Below are 11,771 nucleotides of genomic sequence, written 5' to 3' on the forward strand. Positions count from 1 at the left end.
GAGACGCTCACCCTTCGCACCGTCGCCCAGGCAACGGCGTTCCCACCGGTCTCGGGTCCTGGCGTAACGCGGCAGGTCCTCCGCCCGCTTCACGGCCCTCTGGCGGGGCTTGCCGGGCGGGCCGTGAAGCGGTAGATCGACCGGGACGGCCAGGACATAGGGAAGGGATCTGCCGTGACAGAAGGCGCGCAGGCCCCGGTCGCGTCCGTACCCGGCGTCCGCCAGGACCCAGCCGAACGGGACGCCGGCGACCAGAGCGGAGGTGAGCATCACGATGGCGAGCTCCGGCTTGGTGGCGAAGACGATGTCGTCGGGGATCCCGGCCTCACGGCAGCGGTCCGGGTCGCTCGCCCAGTCCTCGGGCAGGTAGAGGCGGCGGTCGATGAAAGCGTGCCCCTTCTCGGCGGCGTAGGTGAGCATGACCATGGTCTGGCAATTGCGGACATCGCCGGTCAGCCCGCAGTGCTGGAAGGCCACCCCGACGGACTTGGTGCCCTTCTTCTACGCCTGGGTGTCGTCGATGACCAGCGACGCCTCCACGTCGCCGAGATACTTGATCACATAGTCGCGCACCGCGTCGCGCAGCTGGTCGGCACTCCAGACCGAACCGTTGAGCAGCCACCGCATCCGGTCCGGCGTCACATGCCCGGCCCGCTCCGCCAGCGTCCACCCGTTCTTCTTCGGCAGCTCCGCCAGCAGCCCCTCGACATACCGCGTGAACACCACCCGCGGCTCGGGCCGGTTGAACAACCGCCCCAACGAACCAGTCAGCTCGGACAGCTCCGCGTCCCATCCGGCTATCTGCTCAGCCGTCACACCCGTCATCATGCCCGGTCAACGAGGATGACAGGACACAGTCACAAGATCTCCGGCTGTAGTACCTGGATCGTCTCGGGCGCACCACGCACAAGGTGCTTGCCTTGGTGGCCGAACTCAGGGCCGATGGGGTTCACCTGGTGATCGGCGGAGCGATGACCATCGACACTCGCGTAGGTGGTCCCGCTGCGGACATGGCGCTCCTCATGCTCGGCACGTTCGCTGAGATGGAACTGATCTTCCAGCGTGAGCGCCGTGCGTCTGCCCGTGCGTCCCGTGAAGCCAACGGCAAGACCTGGGGTCGTCCCCGAGAGATTGACCGTGCGGCTGTCCTGGAAGACCTGGAGGCCGGCCTGAGCGTCATGAAGGTAGCGGCCAAGCATGGCATCGGTCGTGCGACTGTCTTCCGCATCAAGGCTGAGGCCAAGGAAGCCTGAGCCCCTGTTGTGCCCCCTGTGAGCCTCTGCCCTGTCTGGGTAGGGGTTTTCCTCGTTCGGGGACTGGATTAACCCTCACTGTCGCTGGGGACAGCCCCAGTAAGGTGTTCCAGGGCATTTCTACGGGCGCCCAGGAGTGTCCGGGACTGATAAAGGGAGTGTGTGCTTTGCCGACTGGCAAGGTCAAGTGGTTCAACAGTGAGAAGGGCTTCGGCTTTCTCTCCCGCGACGACGGCGGCGACGTCTTCGTCCACTCGTCGGTGCTCCCTGCCGGAGTCGACGCGCTGAAGCCGGGACAGCGGGTGGAGTTCGGTGTCGTCGCCGGTCAGCGGGGCGACCAGGCGCTGTCCGTCACGGTCCTCGAACCGGCGCCCTCCGTGGCCGCGGCGCAGCGCCGCAAACCCGACGAGCTGGCGTCCATCGTGCAGGACCTGACCACGCTCCTGGAGAACATCACCCCGATGCTGGAGCGGGGCCGCTACCCCGAGAAGGCGGCCGGCAAGAAGATCGCCGGCCTGCTGCGCGCCGTCGCCGACCAGCTCGACGTCTGAGGTCCGGCCGCCCCGCCCCGCCCCGATCCGCGGGCGGCCGCTGGCCCCGTCCGGCTCCTCCTACGGGAACCGCAGTGCATCGGGGCCGAGGGGCGGTACGAGCCCCTCGGCCGCGGCCCGCGTGAGCAGTCCGCGGACGGCCGCGTAGCCGTGCTCGCCCAGGTCGGCCGTGAATTCGTTGACGTACAGCCCGATGTGCTGGTCGGCCACCTTCGGGTCCATCTCCTGGGCGTGTTCCAGGACGTAGGGCCGGGAGGCCGTCGGGTCGTCCCAGGCCATCCGCACCGAGGCGCGGGCGGCCTCCGCGAGCAGCTCCAGCGTCTTCGCGCCCAAGGAGCGGCGGGCGACGATCGCGCCGAGCGGGATGGGCAGGCCGGTCGTGGACTCCCAGTGCTCGCCCAGGTCGGCGAGGCGGTGCAGTCCGTAGCCCTGGTACGTGAAGCGGGCCTCGTGGATGACCAGTCCCGCGTCGACCTTTCCGTCCCGGACGGCGGGCATGATCTCGTGGAACGGCATCACGACGACGTCCCCGACGCCGCCGGGCACCTGCTCGGCCGCCCACAGGCGGAACAGCAGGTACGCCGTGGAGCGCTCGCTCGGCACCGCGACCGTCTTCCCCGCCAGGTCGGCCCCCGTCCCGGGGTGCCGGGTCAGGACCAGCGGCCCGCAGCCCCGGCCCAGGGCGCCGCCGCAGGGCAGCAGGGCGTACTCGTCGAGGATCCACGGCAGTACCGCGTAGGAGACCTTCAGGACGTCGTGGTCGTCGGCGCCGCCCTCGGCCCAGCCGTTGGTGACGTCGATGTCGGCGAAGGTCACGTCGAGCCGGGGCGCCCCCGGGACCCGGTCGTGCGCCCAGGCGTCGAAGACGAAGGTGTCGTTGGGGCAGGGCGAGTAGGCGATCTTCAGTTTCACGGGTGCGCCTCCACGAAGACGGTCCTGCCGAGCAGGGCGAAGGTGTGCCGGAGGGCGTCCAGGGCCTCGCCGATGCGCCAGGCGGCACGGTCGCGCGGCCCGACGGCGTTCGACACGGTCCGCAGTTCGACGACGGGAACGCCGTGCGCGGCGGCGGCCTCGGCGACGCCGAAGCCCTCCATCGCCTCGGCCGCCGCTCCCGGACGACGTTCCGCCAGCTCGGCGGCGCGCCGGGCGGTGCCGGTGACGGTGGAGACGGTGAGGACGGGCGCGACGACGTGCGGTCGTGCCCCGGTGTCCAGGGCGGCGGCGATCCGGTCGGTCAGCGCGGTGGGCACGGGGTGGACCGACCGGCCGAAGCCGAGTTCCTCGACGGCGAGGTAGCCGTCCGGGGTCTCGGCACCGAGGTCGGCGGCGACGATCGCCGAGGACACGACCACGGACCCGATCGGCGCGGTCGGCTGGAAGCCGCCGGCGATCCCGGCGGAGACGACGAGGTCGTAGCCGTCCTCGGGGGTCCCCGGCGCGGTGTGCGCCAGGGCGGCCCCGGTCGCGGCGGCGACGGCGGCGGGGCCGACTCCGCCGACGAGCACGTCGACGCGGACGGCACCGCGGACGTGGCGGCGCAGGGTGCGGCCCCCCGGCAGCGGGAGCGGCTGGGGCCCGTCGAAGCCGAGGCCGGCGGAGACGGAGTCCGCCTCTGCCGCCACGGCCGTCACGATCAGGATCCGGTGGAGCACCGGCGGGTCAGGATTCCTTCTTCAGCTGGAAGTGCCAGATTCCGGTCAGCTTCTTGCCGGTGTTCTCGACGATGGTCACCTGGGTCTCGTCGGTGGCCTCGCCGGTCTGGGTGGCGAAGAAGGCGCTGGCCGGGATGGACCGGTACGTCTTCTTGTAGGGCTCGGGTTCGGCCTGCTGGCCGCCCAGGAAGATCGTCCAGCCGTTCTCGGCGATCTCCGGGTCCACGCCGAAGCGGATCTGGTCGCCGGTGGAGACCGTGATGGTCTTCTCGGCCTTCTTGTTGAGGCACTGCTGGATCTGGGACTCCTTGATGGCGTCGCCGTCGTTGTAGCAGGCGGCCTCGGAGTGCACCGAGTCGGTCCCGACCGTCAGGGTCGCGAGCGGAGTCGGCTTGTCGCAGGCGGAGAGGACGAGGAGCCCGGCGGAGACGGCCCCGAGGGCGACGGCGGCCCGGCGGCGCGAGCCGGAGAAGAACGCAACGGTCATGAGCCGAAGGCTATCGGGCCGCCGCGTTCGCGCCACGCCGGGGTACGGCGTGCCGCCGCCCCGTACCGGTTCGTACGGAGTGTCCCCCCGCGTTCGGCCGGGGTGTCGCTAGGGCACCTTCGCCTTGGGGCTGCCCTTCTGCCCCGGGCGGGTGCGGGCCGCGGACAGCAGGCCGCGGACCGCGAGGAGCGCTCCCAGGCCCAGGATCCCGGCGGCGACGGACATGCCGACGGTGCCGTTCAGCGGCATCGAGATGCCGATCCCGCCGCCCACCACCCACGCCATCTGCAGGGCCGTCTCCGAGCGGGCGAACGCCGAGGTCCGCACCTGCTCGGGCACGTCCCGCTGGATCAGGGCGTCCAGGGACAGCTTCGACAGGGCCTGGGTGAGGCCCGCGACCGCCCCGAAGACGGCGACCATCAGACCGCCGAAGAAGATCGCCGCGCAGACCGCCGTGCCGAACACCACGGTGATCATCGTGGCGATGATGACCTCGGGACCGTGGCCGCGGTCCCGGAGCAGGGAGCCGACCGCCGTCCCGCAGGCGTTCCCGACGCCCGCCGCCACGCCCACGATGCCCAGGGAGACGGCGGCGCTCTGCCCGGACAGCGGGTGCTCGCGCAGCAGGAAGGCCAGGAAGAAGATCAGGAAGCCGGACAGCATCCGCTGCGCCGCGTTCGCCTGCAGGCCGTGCAGCACGGAGGGGCCGACCGTCCGCAGGCTCGGCTTCCGCTCCCCGTGCGTCAGCAGGTGGGCCCGCCGCTCACCCTTCGCGGAGTCCACCTTGTGGGGCATCCGCAGCGCCCAGAACGCGCCGAGCAGGAACAGCGCGCACGCCCCGTACAGCGGCCAGCCCGGCCCGACCAGCTGCAGCCCCGCTCCGATGGGCGCGGCGATGCCCGTCGCCAGCAGCCCGGCCAGGGTGACCCGCGAGTTGGCCTTCACCAGCGAGAAGTTCGGCGGGAGCAAGCGGGGCACGACGGCGCTGCGCACCACCCCGTACGCCTTCGAGGCGACCAGGACGCCGAGTGCCGCCGGGTACAGCTCCAGGCCGCCCGTCGCCACCAAGGTCGACATCATGATCGCGAGCACTGCGCGGGTCAGCATCGCGCCCGCCATCGCGGCCCGCCGCCCGTGCGGGATCCGGTCCAGCAGTGGACCGATCACGGGGGCGAGGAGGGTGAAGGGCGCCATGGTGATGGCGAGGTAGAGCGCGACGCGGCCACGGGCTTCGTCGGTCGGCACGGAGAAGAAGACGGTGGAGGCGAGCGCGACGGTGATCATGACGTCGCCGGCCCCGTTCACGGCGTGCAGCTCGATCAGCTTGCCGAGGCCCGACTCGCCCGCGCCGTGCGCGTGCGTCGCCTTCCGAATGCCCTTCGCGGTCCCGGTGAACGGCAGGTGCAGGGCACGCCCGAGTTTCCGGCCCGCTCGACGGAGCGGCCCGGAGGGATCGTGCGATCGTGCGGGGGACCGTGCGGCTGCCACTCCGTCATAGTGCCCCACCGGCACGTCCGGCGAACCGTGGCACGACGACGGACCCCCCCTCGGACCGGCCCCCTCCGGCCGCTCTCCCGGGGCGTTCGGCCGGTGCGGACCGTCCGCGATGCGGGCCACTTGGGACGGGCAGGTGGGCGGCGGCCCGCGAACGGGGTAGCGTGCGTAGCGCGTCACCGGCGGAATCTCTCGGCCGCGCGCCTCTTCGGCATCCCGCAGAATGGATGGCGATAGGTGTGCCCGAGACGCGCGAGACAAGTCGGGTGCGGACGTCGATGCGGCCCCCAGGTCCGCTCCGCCCGCCGCCCGTGGCTTCGCTCCCGCCCCTCGGCCGGCGCACCCGTGAGACCGCGTAGGAGAGAAGCGAGACCTGTGAGTGCTGCGACGACGCGAAGCGGTACCCCGCGTACCCCGCGAGCCACGCGTACCCCCGACCGCCTGTGTGCCGAGGCCGTGGACCTCGCACGAGAGGCCGCCGAGGAGGCGGCTGCTCCGGGAGTCGTCGGCGCACACGTCGGGGTGATCGCGGAGGGTGACCGGGTCGTCACGCACTTCTTCGAGTGCAAGGAGCCGGGATACCGCGGCTGGCGTTGGGCGGTGACCGTCACCCGTGCCTCCCGCGCCAAGAACGTCACGCTTGACGAAACCGTCCTGCTGCCCGGCACCGACGCCCTCCTCGCCCCCGAGTGGGTGCCCTGGAGCGAGCGGTTGCGCCCCGGCGACATGGGCCCCGGCGACCTCCTCCCCACCGAGCAGGACGACCTGCGCCTGGAGCCCGGCTACTCCGGCGAGGACGCGCCGCCGCCGAACTCCGCCGTCTCGGAGGAGATGGAAGGGCACCTCGACGTCGAGGACGCCGAGATCGTGGCCCGCACCCCTTCCCGGAGCGCGATCGCCTCGGTCGCCGAGGAGCTCGGCATGCGCCGGGCCCGGGTCCTCTCCCGGTACGGGCTGCACGTCGCGGCCGACCGGTGGGACGAGGCCTTCGGCGCGAAGACCCCGATGGCACAGGCGGCACCCGCCTCCTGCGAGTCGTGCGCCTTCCTGGTGCCGCTGGCCGGCTCCCTGAAGCAGGCCTTCGGCGTCTGCGCCAACGAGTTCTCGCCGGCGGACGGCCGGGTCGTGTCCCTCGCCTACGGCTGCGGCGGGCACTCGGAGGCCGCGGTCATGCCGAAGCCGCCGCGACCGGCACCGCCGGTGCACGACTCGATGGCCGCGGACGCGTTCCCGCTGCGCCCGGCGAAGGACTCCGGCTCCACCACGGAACCGGACGCGGCCTCGGAGGACCTGGGGCACTCCTAGCCCCTGACCCGAGCGGCCCGGTGTCCGTGTCGCTCGGGACCCGTGCCGCTCGGGACCCGTGCGGCACGCCCCGTCCCCGGTGGCCGAATGACTCCGCACGCCCCTGCTCCCCCACGTGCCCCGGCAGTCGGGTGACCCCGGGGCGCGGTACCTTCGGGCCCCGGGCCTCAAGGTCCGGGACCGACCGCCCCGCAGAGTGGAGTCAGACGTGAGCGTCAGCGTCCGGACGACGACCGACGGAACCGATCCCTTCGGCACCGCACGGCTGCGGCGCGGCGTGCTCGACGCCTGGGGAGCCTCCCCGGCCCGCTTCCGCGAGGACGCGAACGCCGAGGAGGACCTCGCCCTCGGCGGCTACCGTGACCGCCTCGTCGTCGAACTGGCCCAGAACGCCGCCGACGCCGCCCGCCGCGCCGGCGTCCCCGGCCGCCTCCGGCTGACCCTGCACCCCGCGGACCACGAGGGCCCCGCCGTCCTCGCCGCGGCCAACACCGGCGCCCCGCTGGACGCCGCGGGCGTCGAGTCGCTGTCGACCCTCCGCGCCTCGGCCAAGCGCGAGCAGGAAGGGCCGGGCGCGCACGGCGCCGTCGGTCGCTTCGGCGTCGGTTTCGCCGCCGTCCTCGCGGTCAGCGACGAGCCCGCCGTCCTCGGCCGGCACGGTGGCGTCCGCTGGTCCCTCGCGGAGGCCCGCGGACTGGCCGCCGAAGCCGCCCGGTACAGCCCGGGCCTCGGCGACGAGCTGCGCCGCCGCGACGGACACGTGCCGCTCCTGCGACTCCCGCTACCCGCCGAGGGCACGGCGCCCGAAGGCTACGACACGGTCGTCGTCCTCCCCCTGCGGGACGCCGCCGCCGTGGACCTGGCCGAGCGGCTCCTGACCTCCGTCGACGACGCCCTCCTCCTCACCCTTCCGGGCCTCGCCGAGGTCGTCGTGGAGACGGCCGAGGGGGTGCGGACCGTCCGTCGTTCCGAGGACGGGGACCACGTCCGCATCGACGACACGGCCACCGGAAGCCACCGCTGGCGCACCGTCCGTCACGGCGGCCCGCTCGACGCCGAGCTGCTCAGGGACCGTCCGGTCGAGGAGCGGCTCCGCCCGCACTGGTCCGTCACCTGGGCCGTGCCGGTGGACGAGGCGGGCGCCCCGCGCCACCCCCGCACCACCCCGGTCGTCCACGCGCCGACCCCCACCGACGAGCCGCTCGGCATCCCGGCCCTCCTCATCGCCTCGCTCCCGCTGGACACCACCCGACGACACCCCGCCCCGGGGCCGCTCACCGACTTCCTGGTGCAGCGCGCGGCCGATGCGTACGCCGAACTCCTCGCGGAATGGCACCCGGTGACGCCCGGCGCGCTGGACCTGGTGCCCGGACCGCTCGGCAAGGGCCCGCTGGACGGGGCGCTGCGCGAGGCGATCCTGGACCGGCTGCCGCGGGTCGCGTTCCTGGCGCCGGCCGCCCCCTCCGAGGAACTGCCCGCGCTGCGCCCCATCGAGGCGGAAGTCGTGGAAGGCGCGGGTGCGGAGACGGTGGGGGTGCTGGCGGAGGTGTTCCCGACGCTGCTTCCGGCCGGCCTGGAGCGCCGGCCGGAGCTCCGGACCCTGGGGGTCGGTCGGGTTCCCCTGACCGAGGCGATCGACCGGCTGGCCGGGGTGGACCGGGCGCCGACCTGGTGGTGGCGGCTGTACGACTCCCTCGCGGGCGTCGACCCGGACCGCCTGACGGGCCTTCCGGTGCCGCTCGCGGAAGGAACCGAAGGGGTGCCGGTGCGGACGACGATCGGCCCCCGGCAGGTCCTCCTGCCGCAGGACCGCACCCCCGCGGAGCTGACCCGGCTCGGGCTGAAGGTGGCGCACCCGGACGCCGCCCACCCGCTCCTGGAGAAGCTGGGCGCCCTGCCGGCCACTCCCCGTGCGGTCCTGACGACCCCGCAGGTGCGGGCGGCGGTGGCGGCTTCCCTGGACGCGGGGGACATCTGGGACGAGGACGCCGATGCCCTGGACGCGGAAGAGCTGGCCGATGCGGTCCTCGCGCTGGTCAGGGACGCGGAGCTGGACCCGGGGGACGAGCCCTGGCTCGGTGCGCTCGCCCTCCCGGACGAGGACGGCGAGCTCTCCCCCGCGGGTGAACTGGTGCTGCCGGGCTCGGCCTTCGCCGCGGTGATGCGGGAGGACGAGCTGGCCTTCGTGGACGCGGAGCTGGCGGACCGCTGGGGCGAGCAGCCCCTCGCCGCCTGCGGGGTGCTGGCGACCTTCGCCCTGGTCCGTGCGACCGACCTGGTCGTCGACCCGGACGAGGTCGAGCCCCGGGAAGGCGACTACCCGGAGCCGGACGACGCCGGTCTGCTCGACGCGGTCGACGTGTGGTGCGAGGACGTCCTCGACCGGCTGCCGGAGTCGCCGGTGCCGCCGGTGGCGACCGAGATCGTGGCCGTGCGGGACCTGGACCTGGTCGACGACGGGGCGTGGCCGCAGGCGCTCGCGCTCCTCGCGCAGCCGCCCCTGCGGGACGCCCTGATCCAGCCCGTGCGGGTGCTCCTCCCGGACGGCACGACGGAGACCGTCCGTCCGTACACCGCCTGGTGGCTGCGGGACCATCCGGTCCTGGACGGCCGCCGCCCGGCGGGCCTCCGGGCGGCCGGCACCGACCCGCTCCTCATCGGGCTGTACGACTCCGCCGACGCGACCGGCTTCGAGGACGAGCAGGTCCTCCGCGCCCTGGGCGTACGGACCTCGGTCGCGGTCCTGCTGGACGAGCCGGGCGGTGCCGCGGAGCTCCTGTCCCGACTGGCGGACCCGTCGAGGGAGGTGACGGGCGTGCAGCTGCACGCCCTGTACACGGCCCTGGCGGACCTCGACCCGGAGCAGGTCACCCTCCCCGACGAACTGCGCGCGGTCGTGGACGGCACCCTGGTGGTCGTCGACGCCTCGGAGGCCCTGGTGGCGGACGCCCCGGACCTCCTCCCGCTCGCCGGTGACCTGCCGCTCCTGCCGGTCGCGCCGTCCCGCGCGGCGGACCTCGCGGACCTCTTCCAGGTGCGTCGCCTGAGCGAGGCCGTCGAGGCCGGGGTGACGACGGTCGGCGAGGAGCACGAGGTGCCGCAGTCGGTCCACGCCCTGCTGGGGCCCTCGACCCCGGCCTCGTACGTCGAGCACGAGGAGCTCCGCGCGGGCGGCACCGAGCTCGATTGGCGCCGTACCCCCGACGGCGTCCTCCACGCCGCCACCCTGGAGGGCGTGGCGGCGGGCCTCGCCTGGGCCGCCGGCCAGTGGCCCCGCCGCTTCGAGGTGGCGGCCCTCCTGGAGGACCCGTCCCGCACGGCGGAGCTGGCCCGGGACCGCTGGTTCGACTAGTGCCGCTTCGGGCAACGTTCGCCCCGTTGTGATGTGCCGCCCGGTTGCTGTGCCGGGCGGCGCTGGACGGCCAGAATGATCATGTGGCTGAACGGGTGACGGGTCCGGGGGATCGATGACGACGAGGGCAGACGGCTGCTGCGGATCATCCGCCGGGGCACCGGGTCGGTGGTGACCTGGCGGCGGGCCCAGACGGTGCTGCTGTCCGCCCAGCGCATGCCCGTGGCGAAGATCGCCGAGGTGACGTTCACCAGCGCGGACCGGGTCCGCGACGTGATCCACCACTTCAACGCCGACGGCTTCGACTCGCTCTACCCGAAGTGCAAGGGCGACCGGCCCAGGATCTTCACGCTGCCCGAGCGCCGGGAGATCAGGAAGATCTCCAAGTCCGGGCCGGCCGAGCACGGCCTGCAGTTCTCGACCTGGAGCCTGGCCGAACTGGCCGACTTCCTGGTCGCCGAGGGGGTGGTCGACGACATCAGCCACGAGGGCCTTCGGATCCTGCTCCGCGAGGAAGGCGTCTCCTTTCAACGCGTGAAGACCTGGAAGGCCTCCCGCGACCCCGACCATGCGGCCAAGAAAGCGAGGGTCGAGCACCTCTATGCGATCGCCGACGGCGAGGTCACACCCGAGAAAGGCGAACCCGAGGTCGTCTTCTGCACGGACGAGTTCGGACCGCTCAACCTCCAGCCCCATCCCGGCCGGCAGTGGGCCGAACGAGGCGGCCGACACTAGGACCCCGACCGCGAGCCCAGGCCGAGACGGCGGGCGACCTACACCCGCCCGCACGGCGTGAGACACCTGTTCGCCGCCTACGACCTCGCCAAAGACCAGCTCTACGGGCACGTCAAGAAGACCAAGAACCGTTCCAGGTTCCTGGAGTTCTGCCGCTACCTGCGCTCGCTCCACCCCGCTGGCACGCGCATCGCCATCGTCTGTGACAACTACTCACCCCGCCTGACCACCAAGCGGTGCCAGCGGGTCGGAACGTGGGCCGCGGCGAACAACGTCGAGATCGCCTACACCCCGACCAACGGCTCCTGGCTCAACCGGATCGAGGCCCAGTTCACCGCCCTGCGCTACTTCGCCCTCGACGGCACCGACCACCCCAGCCACAAGGAACAGGGCAGCATGATCCGCCGCTACATCATCTGGCGGAACGAACACGCCGCCGACGAACACCTCCGCAAGGTCGTGGCCAGAGCCAACGTCGCCTGACCGACCGCTACCCGAACGAGCCGTCTGCGCGAGCGGCGAAGCTCTCGCAGCCGTCGTGCTCGAACCGCACTCGGCCATCGAATGACGAGGCGGGGTTGCTGCACACCCCGTAGTCCTGGCCGAGCTCCCCGCTCAACGCGATCCAGAAGCGACATCCTCCGCACTGGGTGTCATACCACTCGTCCCGGTAGTCGAGCTGGGCCGTCGAGCGGTTCAACGAGGCGAGCCAGCGCGTATGGCAGCGATCGTTGTGATCTTGGTCCTCGCCCGTCCAAGGTTCACCAGCAGCCACTCCCGATGCCTCCCGCCCCGTTTGATCCGAGACCACCAGCCCCAGAGCTTGCCCATGATCCTCTCACCGAGAAACAGGGCGAAGGTTCTCTGATGCGGCACTGGGCAGCGCTGCGCGGGTCCTCCTTCCGAGCCCCGGGGCTCGGAAGGAGGACCCGCTTGCGCAAT

At 72.7% G+C, this 11,771-nt stretch carries 9 protein-coding genes and 2 pseudogenes; 5 read left to right on the top strand and 6 right to left on the bottom strand.

What is annotated here, in order from left to right:
- Window positions 1-828: pseudogene (locus tag ACFW2Y_RS30435) on the bottom strand (IS701 family transposase); the annotation flags it as partial.
- Between the two features lie 53 nt (window positions 829-881).
- On the opposite strand from ACFW2Y_RS30435, the gene ACFW2Y_RS30440 reads away from it, so the two are divergent.
- Entirely contained in the window at window positions 882-1,253 is a 372-nt protein-coding gene (locus tag ACFW2Y_RS30440; protein ID WP_384885559.1) for a recombinase family protein, read from the top strand.
- A gap of 167 nt (window positions 1,254-1,420) precedes the next feature.
- On the top strand, window positions 1,421-1,804 hold the full coding sequence (locus tag ACFW2Y_RS30445) for a cold-shock protein (RefSeq protein ID WP_384885543.1): 384 nt from the start codon (window positions 1,421-1,423) through the stop codon (window positions 1,802-1,804).
- 60 nt (window positions 1,805-1,864) lie between these two features.
- Here ACFW2Y_RS30445 and ACFW2Y_RS30450 read toward each other — a convergent pair whose 3' ends face one another.
- The 4 genes from ACFW2Y_RS30450 to ACFW2Y_RS30465 form a co-directional block, all read right to left on the bottom strand.
- Window positions 1,865-2,716, bottom strand: coding sequence for a 1,4-dihydroxy-6-naphthoate synthase (locus tag ACFW2Y_RS30450; protein ID WP_384885545.1), 852 nt, complete (start codon window positions 2,714-2,716; stop codon window positions 1,865-1,867).
- Window positions 2,713-3,456 (bottom strand): futalosine hydrolase, encoded by a 744-nt coding sequence (locus ACFW2Y_RS30455; RefSeq protein WP_384885547.1) that lies wholly within the window; start codon window positions 3,454-3,456, stop codon window positions 2,713-2,715. The genes ACFW2Y_RS30450 and ACFW2Y_RS30455 overlap by 4 nt, the downstream gene beginning before the upstream one ends.
- Window positions 3,457-3,463: 7 nt before the next feature.
- A complete protein-coding gene (locus ACFW2Y_RS30460; protein WP_384885549.1) occupies window positions 3,464-3,943 on the bottom strand; it encodes a DUF2771 domain-containing protein in 480 nt (159 codons plus the stop codon).
- Between the two features lie 108 nt (window positions 3,944-4,051).
- The gene (locus ACFW2Y_RS30465; RefSeq protein ID WP_384885551.1) at window positions 4,052-5,431 is read right to left on the bottom strand and encodes an MFS transporter; all 1,380 of its coding nucleotides are present in this window, start codon (window positions 5,429-5,431) and stop codon (window positions 4,052-4,054) included.
- A gap of 381 nt (window positions 5,432-5,812) precedes the next feature.
- Here ACFW2Y_RS30465 and ACFW2Y_RS30470 point away from each other — a divergent pair, with 381 nt between their 5' ends.
- The 3 genes and pseudogenes from ACFW2Y_RS30470 to ACFW2Y_RS30480 all read left to right on the top strand — a co-directional run bounded on the left by ACFW2Y_RS30470 (window position 5,813) and on the right by ACFW2Y_RS30480 (window position 11,312).
- Complete coding sequence (locus ACFW2Y_RS30470; protein WP_384885553.1) at window positions 5,813-6,742, top strand: DUF3027 domain-containing protein; 930 nt, start codon at window positions 5,813-5,815, stop codon at window positions 6,740-6,742.
- A 196-nt stretch (window positions 6,743-6,938) separates the two neighbouring features.
- Window positions 6,939-10,094 (top strand): sacsin N-terminal ATP-binding-like domain-containing protein, encoded by a 3,156-nt coding sequence (locus ACFW2Y_RS30475; RefSeq protein WP_384885555.1) that lies wholly within the window; start codon window positions 6,939-6,941, stop codon window positions 10,092-10,094.
- A gap of 83 nt (window positions 10,095-10,177) precedes the next feature.
- Window positions 10,178-11,312: pseudogene (locus ACFW2Y_RS30480) on the top strand (IS630 family transposase).
- A gap of 7 nt (window positions 11,313-11,319) precedes the next feature.
- Here ACFW2Y_RS30480 and ACFW2Y_RS30485 read toward each other — a convergent pair.
- A complete protein-coding gene (locus ACFW2Y_RS30485; protein ID WP_384885557.1) occupies window positions 11,320-11,640 on the bottom strand; it encodes a DUF3027 domain-containing protein in 321 nt (106 codons plus the stop codon).
- Window positions 11,641-11,771: the final 131 nt, after the last annotated feature.

Source organism: Streptomyces sp. NPDC058877 (genome assembly GCF_042742855.1).
Taxonomy (GTDB): domain Bacteria; phylum Actinomycetota; class Actinomycetes; order Streptomycetales; family Streptomycetaceae; genus Streptomyces.

What these genes read in the sequence shown, in the direction of transcription:
- ACFW2Y_RS30460 (WP_384885549.1), bottom strand. Translation starts at nt 3,943, where the DNA reads ATGACCGTTGCGTTCTTCTCCGGCTCGCGCCGCCGGGCCGCCGTCGCC.